The following is a 17,225-nucleotide window of genomic DNA, read 5'->3' as shown; positions in this document are numbered from 1 at the left end:
CCTTCCCGTCGAGTCCGATGCTCGGCCGGTCATTCCCGTTCTTCTCCGGACAAAACACCTCGCTGAGCGGGTGTCGGAGCGCGACGCGGCGCGTCCGGCAGAATCGTCGGGTGCCAGTCCACGAGATCACCGACCCTGACGACGACCGGATCGCCGACTACCGGGCGCTCACCGACGTCGAGCTGCGCACCCGCTGGGAGCCACCGCACGGCCTGTTCATCGCCGAGGGGGAGCTGGTGCTGCGCCGGGCGCTGCGCGCGGGCTACCCCGCCCGGTCGTACCTGGTCGACGCCAAGCGGGTCGACCAGCTCGCCGACCTGGACACCGGCGACGCGCCGGTCTACGCCGCGACGCCGGACGTGCTGCAACGGGCCACCGGCTTCCACGTACACCGGGGGGTGCTGGCGTCGTTCCACCGCCGGCCGCTGCCGACGGCGGCCGAGGTGCTCGCCACCGCGCGCCGGGTCGTGCTGCTGGAGGACGTGAACAACCACACCAACCTGGGCGCGATCTTCCGGGGCGCCGCCGCGCTCGGCGTCGACGCGGTGCTGCTCTCGCCGACCTGCGCCGACCCGCTGTACCGACGCAGTGTCCGGGTCAGCATGGGTGAGGTCTTCGCGATGCCGTACGCGAAGCTGGACCGCTGGCCCGGGGGTCTGGACCAGGTGCGGGAGGCCGGTTTCACGGTGCTCGCCATGACGCCCGCGCCGGACGCCGTACCCATCCAGCGGTTGACCCCGGCGCAGCGCGAGCGGGCGGCGTTGCTGCTCGGCGCGGAGGGGCCCGGTCTCACCGCGGCGGCCCAGGCCGCCAGCGACGTTCGGGTGGTCGTTCCGATGCGGCGCGGCGTCGACTCGTTGAACGTGGCCGCCGCGGCGGCGGTGGCGTTCTGGGAGCTGGGCCGCGACGATCCGCCGTTCGGTGGCGAGTAGATCGCTTCAGCTTGCATGGCCATGCGTTCTATTGCATAATTTTCCCCGTGTCCAAGGTTCTCACCTCCCTGCCCACCGGCGAACGTGTCGGCATCGCCTTCTCCGGCGGCCTCGACACCTCCGTCGCCGTCGCGTGGATGCGCGACAAGGGCGCGATTCCCTGCGCCTACACCGCCGACATCGGCCAGTACGACGAGCCCGACATCGCCTCGGTGCCCGGTCGCGCGCTCAGCTACGGCGCCGAACTCGGCCGCCTGGTCGACTGCCGCGCCGCCCTGGTCGAGGAGGGTCTCGCCGCGCTGACCTGCGGCGCCTTCCACATCCGCACCGGCGGCCGGGCGTACTTCAACACCACCCCGCTGGGCCGCGCCGTGACCGGCACCCTGCTGGTGCGGGCGATGGTCGCCGACGACGTCCAGATCTGGGGCGACGGCTCGACCTTCAAGGGCAACGACATCGAGCGGTTCTACCGCTACGGCCTGCTGGCCAACCCGATGCTGCGCATCTACAAGCCGTGGCTCGACACCGCCTTCGTCACCGAGCTGGGTGGGCGTAAGGAGATGTCGGAGTGGCTGCTGGAGCGCGGCCTGCCCTACCGGGACAGCACCGAGAAGGCGTACTCGACCGACGCCAACATCTGGGGCGCCACGCACGAGGCGAAGACCCTGGAGCACCTCGACACCGGCATCGAGACGGTCAACCCGATCATGGGCGTCCGGTTCTGGGACCCGTCGGTGGAGATCCCGACCGAGGACGTCACCATCGGCTTCGACCAGGGCCGCCCGGTCACCATCAACGGCAAGGAGTTCGGCAGCGCCGTCGACCTGGTGCTGGAGGCCAACGCCATCGGCGGCCGGCACGGCCTGGGCATGTCGGACCAGATCGAGAACCGGATCATCGAGGCCAAGAGTCGCGGCATCTACGAGGCGCCCGGAATGGCGCTGCTGCACGCCGCGTACGAACGGCTGGTGAACGCCATCCACAACGAGGACACCCTGGCGAACTACCACAACGAGGGTCGCCGCCTCGGTCGGCTGATGTACGAGGGCCGCTGGCTGGACCCGCAGGCGCTGATGCTGCGCGAGTCGTTGCAGCGGTGGGTCGGCACGGCGGTCACCGGCGAGGTGACGTTGCGGCTGCGCCGGGGCGAGGACTACTCGATCCTCGACACCACCGGCCCGTCGTTCAGCTACCACCCCGACAAGCTGTCGATGGAGCGTACCGAGGACTCGGCGTTCGGTCCGAACGACCGGATCGGCCAGCTCACCATGCGCAACCTGGACATCGCCGACTCGCGGTCGAAGCTGGAGCAGTACGCCTCCCTCGGTCTGGTCGGTGGTGGAAGCCCGCAGCGGATGATCGGGGCCGCGCAGGCCGCCTCGACCGGTCTGATCGGCGCGATGCCCGAGGGTGGCGCGGAGGCCATCGCCTCGCGGGGCGTCGCCTCGGCGGAGGACGAGGCCCTCGACCGCGCCGCGATGGAGTTCGGCGTCGACTGAACGCAACACCGTCAGGCACCGGGTCGCGCCCGAACGGCGCGACCCGGTAGGACACGTCAGCGGCTGCTGGGGGGTCAGGCGAAGTACGTCGACCAGAGGTTGTGCGACGGCCAGCTGGTCACCGCCCGGGAGGCGGTCCACAGTGCCGAGTCGATGGCGCCGTAGCTGAGCCCGGACGGGTCGTCGCGCTGGTTGAAGACCACCGCCCAGCTCATCCCGTGGTAGGTGCGCACCAGGAGGCTGTAGGTGCCGGGCATGCTGCCGGTGTGCCAGGTGTTGCGGCCGGTGCCACCGCTGACCGGCCGGACCTGCCAGCCCAGGCCGTAGTACCAGCCGTCGGGGTTGACCCCGACGGTCGGCACCGCGAAGACCCGGTTGAGCGCGGTGGCGTTGAGCACTGTGCTGCCGGTGTCGAAGGCCGAGGCCCAGCGGACCAGGTCGACGGCGGACGCGATCCAGCCTCCGTTCGCGTCCTGCAGGCGCATGCTGAAACTGCCGTACGGCGCCGGCACCGTCGCGCCCGAGCCGTCCAGGACGGTCGGCCCGCTGTACTGCGAGCGGTAGCCCACCTCGCCGCTGTGCCGGGCGATGGTCCAGCCGCTCGCCATCCGGGTGATCTTCAGTGGGGCGAGCAGCTTCTGCTTCACGTACGTCTCGTACGGCAGGCCGCTGGCCGCCTCGATGACCCGGCCGGCCAGCAGGTAGCCGTAGTTGCTGTAGGAGACCGTCGAGCCGGGGTTGTGGATCAGCGGCTGTCCGTTCATGAACCGGATGACGTCCTTGTGGTACAACTCCATCGGCACGCCCAGCGCCTGCGAGATGATCCGATCCTTGAACAGTGGGTCGAACGCCGTCTGGGTCCGGTCCCAACCGCTGGTGTGCTGCAGCAGGCGCCACATCGTGACCTGCGGCAGACGCGGGTCCACGGCCTGCCCGGCCGGCGGGGTGAGATCGATGTGCTTGGCGATCGAGTCGCCCATGGTCAGCTTGCCGTCCTGGGCGAGCCGGACGACCGCCGCCGCCGTCAGCGACTTCGACAGGCTGGCCACCCGGAACAGTGACGTCGGCTGGATCGTCTCCGGTGAGTTGTTGCCGTAACCGCGGGCGAGCACGAGCCGGCCCTGATAGGTCACCGCGAGCTGCCCGGCGGAGATCCCCCGCGCCTGCATGAAGCTCTTCATCGTGTCGTCGAAGGAGCGCAGGGCGGTGACCGCCGTCCCGGTGGCGGTCCAGGTGGCGGCGGCGGCCGGCAGCCCGACGCCGGCGGCACCTACCAGAGTTCCCGCGCCGGCGGCACCTACCAGTTTTCCGAACGCCCTGCGACTGACCTTCATCCCGTCCATGCCCGTCCTTCCGTTTTGATCACGAACACAGGGCACGCTACTGGAGAAGATCGTTTGGGTGGGGGCGAGTCGTACCGTCCGGCGGCTGTCGACGCCGGCGCTTTCGGCGGTGGCGGCGCGGGCGTGCCGGCGGACGTGATGGTCGAATTCGGGGTCACGCAGGGTAGCGTGGCGGCCGTGTTCCCTACCGTCCGTGAGGTTTTGGCCCTGGACCCCGTCCGCCACGGCGCCCCGCGCGTGGTGGCCGGCGACGACGGGCTGGACCGACCCGTCCGCTGGGTGCACATCGCCGAGGTGCCGGACATCGCCACTCTGCTCGGCGGCGGCGAGCTGGTGCTCACCACCGGCATCGGCCTGCCCGGTGACGACGCCGGGTTGCGCGCGTTCATCGGCGATCTCGCCGACGTCGGCGTCTCCGGACTCGTCGTCGAGCTGGGCCGCCGGTACGTCAGCGGGGTGCCCCGGGTGATGGTCGCCGCCGCCGAGCGGCGCGGGCTGCCGCTGGTGGAGCTGCGCCGGGCCACCCCGTTCGTCCCGATCACCGAGGCGGTGCACGCGCTGATCGTCGACGCGCAGCTCACCGAGTTGCGCGCCACCGAGGAGATCCACCAGCGGTTCAACGACCTCTCGGTCGAGGGTGCCGACGCCGCGGAGGTGATCCGACAGACCGCCGAGCTGTCCGGTTGCCCGGTGGTGCTGGAGAACCTGTCCCGGCAGGTGCTCGGGTACGACCCGGCGGGGGAGAGCGCCGAGCTGCTGCTGGACGGCTGGGAGCAGCACTCCCGACGGATTCGCCCCGCCGGGCGGACCGCGTACGACCCGGACAGCGGCTGGCTGGTGACCACCGTCGGCGCCCGGGGACAGGACTGGGGGCGGCTGCTGCTGCGCTGGCCGGCCAGCGGGGACGTGCCCAGCGCCCGCTCCGTCCCACCGACCGCCGACTCGCCCACCCGGCTCACCATCCTGATCGAGCGGGCCGCGTCCACCCTGGCCCTGGGCCGGCTGATCCGCCGCGACGCCGAGGGCCTGGAACGGCAGATCCACCGCACCCTGCTCACCGCGCTGCTCGACCACTCCCGCCCGGTGGACGAGGTGGGGCTACGGGCCAAGGCGCTCGGCGTGGTGCTCGACCGGCGGCACCTGGTCGGCGTGATGGTCCGCCACCGCGCCGACGACCCCGCCGGGGAGATCGGCCCCGAGGCCGGCCAGGCCCGGCTGCGGGACCTCTCCGAAGCCGTCGGTCAGGCCCTGCGGGAGGCGAAGCTGACCGCGCTGACCAGCGCCGTCGACGACAATTCGGTGGGCGTGCTGCTGGCCCTACCCGACCCGGCCGCCGAGGACCGCGCGCTGTCCGCGTTCGCCAGCGCACTTCGTCGGGTACGCCTCGACGCCGGCACCGGCCGGACCGGTCCCGGTGCCGAACCAGCTCGGGCTGCTTCCGGCGTCGACCCGGCCCGCTCCGAGTCCTCCCGCTCCGAGTCCTCCCGTTCCCTCCTCGGGGCCGATCCCGCGCGCGCGGGGTTCGCGGTCGAGGCCGCCCGGGCGGGGGTCGACGGTTCGAGGGGCGCTGGTCCGGGTGCCGTGATCATTGCCGCCGGGTCCGGGGTGGGCACCCTGCGGGAGGCCCGCCGGTCGCTGGTCGAGGCGCGGCAGATCGCCGAGGCGGCCCGCCGTGACCGGCGCGACCTGCCGATCTTCCGGCTACCGCACGTCGGTCTGGCCGGGCTGCTGCACCTGCTGCGCGACGAGCCCCGGCTACAGACATTCGTGGAGCGTGAACTCGGCGCCCTGCTGGAGTACGACGCCCGGCACCCCCGGGAGCGGCTGCTCGACACCCTGCGCGCCTACCTGGAGCAGGGGCGCAACAAGTCCGCCGCTGCCGCCGCCGCCCACCTGTCCCGGCCGGCCTTCTACGAACGCCTGGCCCGCATCGCCCGCATCCTCGACGTGGACCTCGACTCGGTGGAGGCCAGCCTGTCCCTCCACGTAGCCCTCCTGGCCCTAGAAGCAGTCCGCACCCCCTAACACCCCCACCCCGCCCTCAGCCCGACCCCACCCCAGCCCTCACCCCTTCCCGGGTCGATCAAGGAGTTGTGGTGCCTCACAAAAGTCGTGATCCCGGACATAACGCCCACCACAACTCCATGATCGACCCGGGGAGGGGGCGAGTCCCGGGGGACGGGGGCGGGGGGGGGGGTCAGGCTCCTAGGGCGTTTAGGGCTTTGGTGTAGGTGGGGGGGATGTGGTTGGGGCCGCCGGGGGTGAAGACGTCCGAGTGGGCCACTGCGGACCAGGCCGTCTCTGGCACGGCGGCGACGAGGGCCTGGATGACCGGGGCGTCGCGCCACTGGTCCTGCTCGGCGAGCAGGCCGAGGGCCACCACCGACTCCTCGACCTCGCCCACGCACTCGAACGGCTTGTGCCCGTCCACGCCCAGCAGCTCGCGGTAGCCGGGGATCTGCGACTCGTCGGCGAGCAGGTCGCCGCCGAAGATGTGGGTGATCCGCTCCCGGGGCATGAACGGGGCCATGGCCAGGAAGACGAAGCGGCACTTCGGGCAGTCCCGGCACCAGCGCTCACTCGCGTCGTGCAGCTTGAACGCGGCGTTGCAGCTGGTCACCACGTCGTCGTACCGGGTGAACTCGGCGAACAACCGGGCGATGTGCAGCTCGGACAGCGACCGCAGCAGGGAGAAGTACGGGTCGGTCAGGCCGGCGTGCTCGGCCAGTGACGCCCGCAGCAGCCCCTCCGCCTCGACGCCCTTGGACCACTGGTGGTTGATCTCGTGGCCGTTCCAGACCAGGTTCGGGTCGGACGCCGACCGCTCGTTGGACATCACCACCGGGCCCAGCCCGTGCAGGACGGCGGTGGCCACCGCGATCAGGGAGTTGATGGCGGTGACCGGGATGTGCCCGTTCAGCGCGCCGGCCGCGTTCAGCTCGAACAGCGCCGGGTCGATGCGCCGCCGGGCGGCGAGCGGGACCAGCCCGGACGCCTCGTTGACGGCGACGATCACGTGGTTCGGGTTGACCGAGAACGGCACCGGGTCCAGTTCGGCGCGGCGCAGCGCCTCCAGGCTGACGATCGAGTCCTTACCGCCGCCGACCGCCGAGAGGGGGCGACGGTCGGAGTCGTCGTACACCCGTGGCGTCTCCGGAGAGCCTGCCGGCACCTCGGGGCGCAGCTCGAGCACGTGCGGCAGCTGGTTGCGGTACGCGTACTCCGCGAGGCCCTTGGTGTAGACGGCCGTGACGTAGTCGACGGTGGCCGCGCCCACCGGTGCCGGCAGCACGAGTCGGGGCGGCGCGGCGGCCTTGTAGTAGCTGACCCCGGCGACGAGGTGCAGCACCTCCAGCACCCGGTTGAGGGTCGCCACCGTCTCGTCCGACGGCGGCTCCGCCGGCAGCGGAAGTGTGATCACCTCGGTGAACCGCTGCTCACCGGCCGGACCGGTCAGGGCGTAGTCGAACAACACCTCGCCGGTGGCGAAGTCGATCGAGTAGGACGGGAAGGTGAAGGCGTCCATCCGCCGGAGCTGCTCGTTGGGCACACGCCATACTAGGCCCTGGTTCGTCCGGCCGTGTCCGGACCGGGCCCGCCCTGCCGCCGCCGTGACCCCCGAGGAGAGCCCCGTGCGCCTTTCTGACCTGCGCGGACGTACCGTCGCCGTCTGGGGCACCGGTCGGGAGGGCCGGGCCGCTGTGACCGCCATCGCCGCGCACGGCCCGGCCGATCTGGTTGCCGTCGACGACAGCGCGAACTTCCTGTCGCTGCCCTGGGACGGCCCCCTGGCCGAGGCGGCGCCGCTGGTCACCGGTGAGGCGGGCTTCGAGCGGCTGGCCGCCGCCGACGTGGTGGTCCGCTCCCCGGGCGTGCCCCAGACCCACCCGTGGCTGGTCGAGCTGCGCCGGCGCGGCACCCTGGTCACCCAGGGCACCGCGTTGTGGATGGCCGACCACGCCGCGCGCACCGTCGGGGTCACCGGCAGCAAGGGCAAGAGCACCACGTCCAGCCTGATCAGCCACCTGCTCACCGCGATGGGCCGGCCGAACGTCTTCGGCGGCAACATCGGGGTGCCGACCCTGGACCTGCCGGAGGCGGAGCTGTACGTCCTGGAGCTGTCCAGTTACCAGTGCAGCGATCTCACCGACTCGCCCCGGGTGGCGGTGGTGACCGCGCTGTTCCCCGAGCACCTGGACGCGCACGGTGGGGAACGGGAGTACTACCGGGACAAGCTCAACCTGCTCGCCCACGACCCGCAGACGATCGTGGTCAACGGTGGCGACCCCCGGCTCGCCGCGGAGCTCGGTGAGGTGCCGGCGGTGCGGGCCGGTCGCCCCGACACCAGCCACGTCGGCACCGGCGTCGACGGCACGCCCTGGTTCCACTTCGGTGACCAGCCGCTCTTCCCGCGGGCGGTGCTGCCGCTGGTCGGCAGGCACAACGAGGGCAACCTCTGCGTCGCGCTCGCCGTGCTCGACGCGCTCGGCGTGGACGTGGTGGCCGGCAAGGACCACCTCGCCGTCGCGGTCGCCGAGTTCCAGGGGCTGGCCCACCGGCTCACCGAGATCACCGACCCGTCCGGGCTGACCTTCGTCGACGACACGCTGGCCACCAGCCCGTACGCGGCCATGCACGCCATCGACGCGTACGACGGGCGACCGTTGACGGTGATCGTCGGGGGCAACGACCGGGGTCTGGACTACACGCCGTTGGCCGAGCACCTGGCTGAGCGGGAGCTGACCGTGATCGGGATTCCGGACAGCGGCACCCGCATCGTCGAGGTGCTCGCCGGCCTGCCGAAGGTGCGTACCGAACTGGTCGACGACCTGGTGGACGCGGTCCGGCTGTCCCGCGAGGTGACCCCGCCCGGTGGGGTGGTGCTGCTGTCCCCGGCCGCGCCCAGTTACGGCCGGTTCCGCAACTTCGAGCATCGTTCCGAGGTCTTCGCCCAGGCCGTCGCCGACACCGCAGGCTGACCCCGACCCGGCCCCGGGTGGGACCGGTTCAGCGGGATCGTGACGGCCACCGGCGCAGCCAGGAACGGCGGGCCGGCGCCGCCTCGTCACCGAGGTCGGGCTGCGGTTGGCCGGTGCCCTCCCGCTGCCACCGGTTGCCCTGCTGGTCGGTGAAGCGCAGCTGCACCGTCGCCGATGCGTACCCGCTGAGGTCGACGCTGCGGTCGACGTTGATGAACAGCTCCGCGGCGGCCCCGCCGTCGAGCCGGTCGACGGGCCCGGTCACCGTGGCCACCGGCACCTGACGGCCGCCGGGACCCGGGTCGCCGGTGTGCGCCACCGGCGTGACGGCCAGGTCGAAGACCGGCCCGTCGCTGTCGTTGGCGACCCGTACGCGCAGGACGCCCTTGCCCTCGGTGCGGGTGGTGCTGGAGACGAGTCGCGCCTGTCGGGCCTGCGCGGCCCGGTCCTCCCGCCGTCGGGCCCGCAACTCACGGCGCAGGCTGAGCACGCCGAAGAGGAGTGTGCCGACGGTGCCGAGGCCGCCGAACCAGTCCGGGACCGAGCCCCAGTCGATGCCCCAGTCGACCGGAATGCACGCCAGAGTCTCCACAGTCGACATGTGTCCACGGTAGTCGTGGTACCCCAGTCCGCCCTCGGCTCCACCGTTCAGCGGCGCCCACCGGCCGTCCCGCCCACGGGACTGCATCTTTCATCCCGGTGCGGCTGCGTAGAGTGTTCGCGTGCGCTCCAGCGGGTAGTGTCTGGGTAACGGATCACGCGGTCGACAGCCATCCCCTCGGCGTGGACCGACCACCGTGGAGCCTGCCGTCACGCCCCTCCGGGAGGCCAGATGACCCACCGTCGCCTCACCCTTCACCGGCCCGGCCGGACCCGGCCGGCCCGCCTCCTGACGGGCCGTCCGGAGCGCGGCAGCCCAGAGACGCGCCGAAGGGAGCCGGGCCGTACGGAGGCGGGCCGATGACCGCGCCGGCACCGGGCACCGGATTTTCGATCATTCCGCCGCGCCGTAACCGGCTGCCGTTGCGCGGGCGCGACGAGCTGGTCGAGACGCTCCTGCGGGCGGCCGAGCCGCCCGCCGGCACGGTGCGTGCTCCGGAGGAGGGCACGCAGATCCTCTTCGGGCTGGGCGGCTGTGGCAAGAGCCTCACCGCTCAGGAGGTGGCCCGCCAGCTCGAGGAACGTGGCCGGCTGGTCTGGTGGATCTCGGCAAAGGACTCGGCACGGGTCAGCGCCGGGATGCGCGAGGTCGCGGGCCAGTTGCAGGCTACGGAGAACCAACTCGACCTCGCCTGGGCCGGAAAGGCCCGCAGTCCGGTGGAGCTGGTCTGGGACCTGTTGAACAGCTCTCCCCGGCCCTGGTTGCTGATCTTCGACAATGCCGACGAACCGACTCTGCTGGCCCCCGCCGACGGGCAGGTCGCCGACGGCACGGGCTGGCTCCGCCAGCCGCGTACGGCCAATGGGCTGGTCCTGGTCACCACCCGGGACGGCCGGCGGGACACGTGGGGCGAATGGTCCACGATGTACCTGGTGGACGAGTTGTCGCCGGAGGACGGCGGGCAGGTGCTCGTCGACCTCGCCGGCACGGCCCCCGGCACGCTGGAGCAGGCGACCGGGCTCGCCGCCCGGCTCAAGGGGCACCCGCTGGCGCTGCGCGGCGCCGGCACCTACCTGGCGGAGGCCAACCGCATCCCGGTCGGCGCCACCCGGTCTTCGATCCGCACCTACGACGACTACCGGGAGGCACTGGACCGGCGCACGGGCACCGGCATCCGGCGCACCGGCTCCAGCGGCTTCGACATGGCTGTCCGTCCGGTGGTGCAGTCCTGGGAGATGTCGCTGGACCTGCTCGCCAGGCGTGGGCTCGATCAGGCCCGGCCGGTGCTGCGCCTGCTGGCCTGTCTCGGTGACGCGCCGATTCCCTACGCCGTGCTGCTCGACCCGGTCCGGCTTTCGGCCTCGCCGCTGATCGGCGAGATCGGCGAGGACCGGCTGCGCGAGGTCCTGCGTTCGCTGGCGGACTTCGCGCTGGTCGACCTCGGGGTGGTCGAGTCACTGCCGGCCCAGTCCTCGGTGGCCCACGTGGTCACCCTGCACCCGCTGGTACGCGAGCTGATCCGGGGCCTGCCCGACGTGGTGGCCGCCCGGGCGGAATATCACGAACTGGTGCTCGACCTGCTGGACGCGCTTCGGCTGCGCGACCCGGACCGCCCTCGCGAGGAGGAGTTCGACCCCGACGAGCCGGACAAGTGGGCGAGCTGGCACCTGTTGGCACCACCCACGATGGGCGCGGTGCTGGATTTCCTCGACAGCGGCGACCTGCCCCGGACCCGGCCCGACCTGCTGGACGTCGCACTCGATCTGGCCCGGCTGATCGCCCGTTACATCCTGGCCGTGGGCCTGCCCGGGCAGGCGGAGATCTTCCTGGACCTCTGCCTGGAGGGGTGCCGCCGCATCGGCGTCGACCTCAACGACCGGCCGGCGCTGAGCCTCCGCCACGAACGTTCCCGGGCGGCGTTGGAGCAGGGGCATCTGAGCTGGGCCGAGAACGAGCTGCGCACCATCATTCCGGCCCGGGAGGCGCTGCTGGGACGGGAGCACCGCAACACCCTGGCCAGCCGGCACAAGCTGGCCCGGACCATCCTGGAACAGGGCCGGTGGCACGACGCCGAGGAAGAGTTACGCGACATCGTCCGGGCCGAGTACCGGGTGCGTGGCCCCGAGGACCGGGACACCATGACCGCGCGGCACAGCCTGGCCCGCGCGATCGTCTACCAGGGACGGTACGCCGACGCCCACGCCGAGCTGGCCGAGATCCTGGAGATCCGCCTGCGGCACTGGGCACCGGACCACTTCGAGACCCTGACGGTCCGGCACACCCTGGACCTGTGCCGGCTGCGCGAGGGTGAGGTCGAGGAGGCCCTCGCCGACCTCCGCGACATCCTCTCGACGGACAGCGCCAAGCGGCAGGTCCAACACGTCGCGATGATCGCCGCCCGGCACACCCTGGCGGAGTGTCTCATCGCCACCGGCGCCAACGCCGAGGCGGAGAAGGTGCTGTCCGGGGTGGTCAAGGACCGGCGGCGGATCCTCGGCGACGACCACGCCGACACGGTCCGGGCCGAGACCGACCTCAGGAAGCTTCGTGGCGAGTGACGGACGGGACGTCGAGGTCCCGCTCCGGTTCCGCAGCCCAGCCTGACGAGGAGCTGATGTGAGCGATCAACTGCGCCGCCGGGACCGACTGACCGCCGAGTCGCTGCGGGAGTTGGCGACCGGTGAGATCGACGTGATCTGGCACCGCGAGTACTACCCACCGCAGCTGTGCGACGCCGCGTTGCCCCGGGTGGTCCGCGCGGTCGACGAGGCGAACTTCCTGCTCACCAAGGAGTTCACCAGCGTCGGCACGTCGATGGGCGAGGTGGCGAACGGCGGCGACAGTGTCCAGCGCTACCTGGACACCGCCGCCGACACGACCCGGCTGATCCGGCACGACGTGTTCGCCGAGCAGCAGTCACCCACCGACCTGATCCGGCTCGACCTGGATGAGATGTGGCCGTACGGGGCCACGGTCGGGCGGCACGACGGCCGCATGATGCTGCCCGGTGTGCTGCGTCGGATGACGCCCGGTGGCCGGGGCCGCCCGCACATCGACCGCCGGGAGATCCCGCTGCTCGACGCGTACCAGCTGCATCGGCGGTTGGGGGTGAACATCTACCTGGAGGTGCCGGAGCCCGGCGCGGGTGGCGAGATCGACTTCTGGGGGACCCTGTCCGAGGAGGAGTTCGTGGCGCTCAAGACCGACCCGTTCGACTACGGAATCGAGCCTGAGCGGGTCGGCCCACCGTTGGACACCGTGCTGCCCGGCAAAGGCGATCTGGTGATGTTCGAGGCGGGCCGGATGCACGGCGTCCGCGAGGTGCGGGCGGGCTGCCGTACCTCGGCTGCCTGCTTCATCGGCGTTCGCACGGAGACCGACCCGCTGCTGATCTTCGCCTGAGGAGCCACGCCGCCGGTGTCACGCCGCCGGTGTCACGTTGGCTGCGTCAGGGCGGTGTGCAGGGCGCGCATCGAGCGGATCGCCGAACGGATCTCCTGGAGGTAGCGCCCCGGAGTGAGGGTCTGCTCGGGCAGCACGGCCAGATCGGCCAGGGCCGGGTCCACCCCGACCGTCTCGATGGCGCACCCGTACGGCACCGCGAGGGTGCGCAGCGCGTCGCAGTGCTGGAACGGCACGTAGATCGGCGCGGTGATCATCAGGACGTCGTCGCCCGGGGCGAGTTGAACGTGGCCGGCCCAGAACCGCTGGGTGTCGGCGGTGTGCGCGCGCCGGTGGTCCGGTTCGCTCGATGGTGCGGCCAGCACCCGGATCGGCGGCAGCCCGTCGGGCCGGTAGGTCCGCGACGACCAGGAGTGGTGTGGGTGGTCGGTGTCCACGCCGTCCCACTCGGCCGGGGCGGTCACGTCGAACACTCGGCGGACGGCCGTGTCCAGTACGTCCACCTCGGTCTCGTCGGCCGGCAGGCCCGCGTCGGCCAGCGTCCGGCGTTCCCGGTCCGACAGTGGCCGGAAGCTGCCCAGGACGGCGACCTCGCCGCGCACCGGTAGGCCGGCGCGGAGCAGGTGCGCGGCGTACCCCACGCGGCGTACGCAGGCGTGCGCCAGACCGCCGAGCACCACCAGGTGGGCGTACGCCGACCGGGCGGGTGGCACCGGGCGGATCAGCCCGAGGGCGGCGGCCGCGTCGAGCACCAGTGTCGCGGTGGCCGGGTCGAGGTCGGGTTCGCGGGCGTCGGGCCGTTCCCGGCCGCCCCGGAAGTCCCAGTGGTGGGCGGAGAAGTCGTCGAGGAAGCGGAGCACCTCGGTGAGGTCGCCGTCGGGCCAGGTGCCGCCGAAGTGGGCGACCAGGCCGCGCAGCGGGGTGGAGCAGACCCAGGCCCGAACCTCCGCTGTGATCCGCTCGTCGTCCGTTCCGGTCGGCGGCGGCGCGTCCGCTCTGTGCACCTGCCGGATGCTACCGGCCCGCTGTGGTGGGGCCAGCGGTTGTGGGTGCTGTTTACGCTGGCGGGAGCGGTTGATTGGGGGTCTCGATGATCCGTGACGTGGCCCGTCAGCGGGTACAGACACCGGGCGGCAGGTCCGGTAGCGGGCTCGTTCGTCTGGTGGCGCACGCCGACCCGGTGGCGTTGGTCGGCATCACGCTGTCGATCACCCTCAGCATCGTGCTCGACCTCACCAACGCCGCCTCGGGGGTGGAGTCGCTGTTGGCCGGCCTGATGGGCATCACCATCTCGCTGCTGGTCGACTCACTGGCCCGCGCGGAGCGTCGCTTTCACCTGCGCACCCTGTTGGACGGCCCGCCCTGGCTGGTCCGTACCACCACGGAGTTGGCCGGGGCGGTGCGGGCGGCGGCCGAGCAGCATGCGGGTACCCGGGTCGCGGTGGAGGCGCAGCGACGCTACGAGCAGTTCCGGGTGGAGGCCGAGCAGCTCGCGGAGGGTCGGATCATCCGGCGCGGCGACGAGGACGAGGATCTGATCGGCGCGACCCGCACCTGCGTGCACCGGCTGGATGCGTTGACCAATGTGATGCCCCGGGTGAGCGGGGAGCTGAGCTGGTGGCGCAGCGAGATCGGCCGGCGCTACTGGGAGGCCAACCTGGAGGCCCTGCGACGGGGCGTCCAGATCACCCGGGTCTTCGTCTACGCCACGCTGAGCGATGAGCTGTCCGCCCTGGTGCAACGACAGCGTGCGGCCGGGGCGCGGGTGGGTCTGCTGCCGCTCGGTGTGGTCAGTCCGCACCTGCACGTCAACCTGACGCTGTGGGACGGGTCGAGCTGTTGGGAGGCCCACATGACCGCGCACGGTGAGATCGGCGAGAACCAGTTCTCGGTCAACCGGGCGGACGTCGACCGGCTCACCCGCGTGTTCGACCTCTGCGCGGGCGCCGCGACCTTCTCGGACTGACGGCCCGGCCGGGGCAGGGGCGGGCGGGTCATGACGTGGAGCGCGGTCCTGCTGGTGACGGCCGTGGTCTGGGCGGTCAGTGTGATCCGCTCGGTCCGGCTCCGCGCGCTGGTCTACAGCCTGCCGTTGCCGATGACGCTCGCCCTGGTCGCCACCGACCACCGGGTGGCCGGTGCGCAGGTGCTCGGCGTGCTCGGGCTCAATCTCTTCTTCGTCACCGTGACGGTCGCGCACCAGCGGTTGCGCTGGCCGATCCTGCTCGCCGACGTGGCGGGGATCGTGGTGTACGTGGCGCTGAGCGCCGGCCTGCTCGCCGTCGAGGTCCCGTTCGAGGCGGCCCTCGCCGGCGCGCTCGTGCTCTGGTTGGCGGCCCTGCTGTGGTTGCGCCGTCGTGCCGGTCGTAGCACCGGCCCGCGCGCCGAGGTGGTCGTGGTCGGGCAGACCCGCCCGGACGGGCTGCCGGTGTTGCTCAAGCTGGTGGTGATCTTCGTGGGGGCGATCCTCACCGCGCTGCTCGGTGCCGTGCTGCGCGGCATGGTGGTGACCTTCCCGTACTCGGGGGTGCTGGTCGCGGTCGAGGCCCGCCGGCAGTTGGCGGAGTTCAGTCGGCACTTCGCCCGCAACAGTCTCGCGCTCGTCGGTTTCCTCACCGCGTACCACTACCTTCAGGACGTTTCGTCGGCCCTGGCGCTGGGTGCCGGTTGGGTGGCCTTCGCGGTGGTGGCCGCCGCTCTGCACCTGCCGATGCGCCGGCGCCGGGTGGCGCGGGCGGCGAGCGGTCCGCCGCAGGCGTTGCGGCCAGCGGCCGAGCCACCCGCGCAGCCCGGCCGGTCCTGACAGTTCTGCGCTGGCGGCGGCCCCGGGGCGGCTGGTGGTGATAACGGTTCGACCGTCAGGACTTGAAGTCCCGGCCCGGCTGTCGTAGAAATTCTTCAGCAACAGAGCATGAACTGAAGAGAATCACCGCGCCTCGCGCGGCGGACGCCTCCCCCACCCACCGGTGATCCGCCCGACCCGACCCGAGGAGATCCCATGAACAGGCGTGACATCCTGCGGCGCAGCGCCGCCGCCGGCCTCCTGGCCACCCCCGCCGCCGGGCTGCTGTCCGGCTGCGCCACCAGCGGTGGCGGTGACAAGAAGGATGCCGAGACCTACCAGGGCACCAAGAGCGCGCAGAATCCGCTCGGTGTGAAAGAGGACGCTCCACTTGAGGTGGTGATCTTCGGCGGCGGGTTCGGTGAGGAGTACGCCAAGGCCCACGAGGCCATGTACACCGAGAAGTACCCGAAGGCGAAGATCGAGCACTCGTCCACCCAGGAGATCAGCAAGACTCTCCAGCCGCGCTTCGTCGACGGCACCCCACCGGACGTGGTCAACAACTCCGGCTCCGGCCAGATCGACTTCAACGGCCTGGTCAGTCAGAACGCCCTCGCCGGCCTCGACGAGCTGCTGGCCGCCCCGAGCCTCGACATCCCCGGCAAGACGGTCAAGGACACCCTGCTGCCCGGCGCGGTCGAGGTCGGCTCCTACGACGGCAAGTTCCTGGTGCTCAACTACACCTACACCGCCTACGGCATCTGGCACTCCGCCAAGCTCTTCGCCGACCGGGGCTGGACGTACGCGAAGACCTGGGACGAGCACATCGCGCTCTGCAAGCAGATCAAGGCCGCCGGCATCGCCCCCTGGACGTACGCCGGTCTGCACCCGCGCTACATGAGCTGGCCCCTGATCTCCACGGCGATCAAGCTCGGTGGCCCGTCGGTGGCGACCGCCATCGACAACCTGGAGCCGAACGCCTGGAAGTCCGACGCGATGCGGACCGCCGCCGACGCCTGGTACCAGATCGTCAAGGACAAGTACATCCTGGACGGCTCGCCCGGCCTGGACCACAAGCAGTCGCAGACCGCCTGGTGCCAGGGCAAGGCCGCCTTCATCTCCTGCGGGTCCTGGCTGGAGAGCGAGCAGAAGGACGTCACGCCGGCCGGGTTCAACATGACCATCGCGCCGACGCCGAGCTTGGGCAGCGGGGACATGCTGCCGTTCGAGGCGATCCGGGGCACCGCCGGGGAACCGTTCATGGTGCCGGCGAAGGCCCGCAACGTCGCCGGTGGTCTGGAGTACTTCCGGACCATGCTCTCCAAGAGGGGCGCCCAGGACTTCACGAAGAAGGTCGCCAGCCTCACCGTGGTCGCCGGCGCCACCGAGGGCGTCGAGCTGCCGTACGGGCTGAGCACCGTGGTCAAGGCCCTCGATGCGTCCGGCGCCAACGGCTTCAACTGGGTCTACAACAACTTCTACCGCAAGTTGGAGCGCAACCTCGTCGACGCCGCGTGCGGCGAGTTCTTCAGCGGCCGGATCGGCCCCGCGGAGTTCCTCGAACAGTGCCAGAAGGGCGCGGACTCGATCGCCCAGGACAGCTCGATCAAGAAGTACAAGCGAGCGGCCTGACCCGCCCGGGCCGGTGGGGGAGAGGTCCCACCCCCACCGGCCGTACCCCCACGGA

At 71.6% G+C, this 17,225-nt stretch carries 13 protein-coding genes; 9 read left to right on the top strand and 4 right to left on the bottom strand.

Annotated features, from left to right (window positions below):
* Positions 1-17 precede the first annotated feature (17 nt).
* Together EV382_RS15265 and argG are read left to right on the top strand one after the other, a co-directional pair.
* Positions 18-932 (top strand): TrmH family RNA methyltransferase, encoded by a 915-nt coding sequence (locus tag EV382_RS15265; RefSeq protein ID WP_425271900.1) that lies wholly within the window; start codon positions 18-20, stop codon positions 930-932.
* A 47-nt stretch (positions 933-979) separates the two neighbouring features.
* Positions 980-2,431 (top strand): argininosuccinate synthase, encoded by a 1,452-nt coding sequence (argG, locus tag EV382_RS15260; RefSeq protein ID WP_130402546.1) that lies wholly within the window; start codon positions 980-982, stop codon positions 2,429-2,431.
* 74 nt (positions 2,432-2,505) lie between these two features.
* Here argG and EV382_RS15255 read toward each other — a convergent pair whose 3' ends face one another.
* On the bottom strand, positions 2,506-3,774 hold the full coding sequence (locus EV382_RS15255) for a serine hydrolase domain-containing protein (RefSeq protein ID WP_130402544.1): 1,269 nt from the start codon (positions 3,772-3,774) through the stop codon (positions 2,506-2,508).
* Between the two features lie 177 nt (positions 3,775-3,951).
* Between EV382_RS15255 and EV382_RS15250 the strand changes: the two genes are divergently transcribed.
* Positions 3,952-5,799: a PucR family transcriptional regulator gene (locus EV382_RS15250; protein WP_130402542.1), complete on the top strand. Its 1,848-nt coding sequence runs from the start codon at positions 3,952-3,954 to the stop codon at positions 5,797-5,799.
* A gap of 172 nt (positions 5,800-5,971) precedes the next feature.
* Here EV382_RS15250 and EV382_RS15245 read toward each other — a convergent pair whose 3' ends face one another.
* Positions 5,972-7,324, bottom strand: a complete 1,353-nt coding sequence (locus tag EV382_RS15245) for a MurL-like N-terminal domain-containing (protein WP_130402540.1) — start codon at positions 7,322-7,324, stop codon at positions 5,972-5,974.
* Between the two features lie 82 nt (positions 7,325-7,406).
* Here EV382_RS15245 and murD point away from each other — a divergent pair, with 82 nt between their 5' ends.
* Positions 7,407-8,753 (top strand): UDP-N-acetylmuramoyl-L-alanine--D-glutamate ligase, encoded by a 1,347-nt coding sequence (murD, locus tag EV382_RS15240; protein ID WP_130402538.1) that lies wholly within the window; start codon positions 7,407-7,409, stop codon positions 8,751-8,753.
* Between the two features lie 28 nt (positions 8,754-8,781).
* On the opposite strand, the gene EV382_RS15235 is transcribed toward murD, so the two are convergent.
* A complete protein-coding gene (locus tag EV382_RS15235; RefSeq protein ID WP_130402536.1) occupies positions 8,782-9,354 on the bottom strand; it encodes a hypothetical protein in 573 nt (190 codons plus the stop codon).
* A 359-nt stretch (positions 9,355-9,713) separates the two neighbouring features.
* On the opposite strand from EV382_RS15235, the gene EV382_RS15230 reads away from it, so the two are divergent.
* Positions 9,714-11,912 carry a tetratricopeptide repeat protein gene (locus EV382_RS15230; RefSeq protein ID WP_130402534.1) on the top strand — a complete coding sequence of 733 codons (2,199 nt, stop codon included), beginning with the start codon at positions 9,714-9,716 and terminating at the stop codon, positions 11,910-11,912.
* Between the two features lie 58 nt (positions 11,913-11,970).
* On the top strand, positions 11,971-12,756 hold the full coding sequence (locus EV382_RS15225) for a 2OG-Fe(II) oxygenase (protein WP_130402532.1): 786 nt from the start codon (positions 11,971-11,973) through the stop codon (positions 12,754-12,756).
* Between the two features lie 32 nt (positions 12,757-12,788).
* Here EV382_RS15225 and EV382_RS15220 read toward each other — a convergent pair whose 3' ends face one another.
* On the bottom strand, positions 12,789-13,760 hold the full coding sequence (locus EV382_RS15220) for a hypothetical protein (protein WP_130402530.1): 972 nt from the start codon (positions 13,758-13,760) through the stop codon (positions 12,789-12,791).
* Between the two features lie 86 nt (positions 13,761-13,846).
* Here EV382_RS15220 and EV382_RS15215 point away from each other — a divergent pair, with 86 nt between their 5' ends.
* The 3 genes from EV382_RS15215 to ngcE all read left to right on the top strand — a co-directional run bounded on the left by EV382_RS15215 (position 13,847) and on the right by ngcE (position 17,170).
* Positions 13,847-14,722, top strand: coding sequence for a hypothetical protein (locus EV382_RS15215; RefSeq protein ID WP_130402528.1), 876 nt, complete (start codon positions 13,847-13,849; stop codon positions 14,720-14,722).
* Between the two features lie 30 nt (positions 14,723-14,752).
* Positions 14,753-15,559: a hypothetical protein gene (locus tag EV382_RS15210; RefSeq protein WP_130402526.1), complete on the top strand. Its 807-nt coding sequence runs from the start codon at positions 14,753-14,755 to the stop codon at positions 15,557-15,559.
* Between the two features lie 195 nt (positions 15,560-15,754).
* Positions 15,755-17,170, top strand: coding sequence for an N-acetylglucosamine/diacetylchitobiose ABC transporter substrate-binding protein (gene ngcE / locus EV382_RS15205; protein ID WP_130402524.1), 1,416 nt, complete (start codon positions 15,755-15,757; stop codon positions 17,168-17,170).
* Positions 17,171-17,225: the final 55 nt, after the last annotated feature.

Source organism: Micromonospora violae (genome assembly GCF_004217135.1).
Classification (GTDB): domain Bacteria; phylum Actinomycetota; class Actinomycetes; order Mycobacteriales; family Micromonosporaceae; genus Micromonospora; species Micromonospora violae.
Note: the sequence above shows the minus strand (reverse complement) of the source record. Positions and strands in the feature narration are given on the sequence as shown.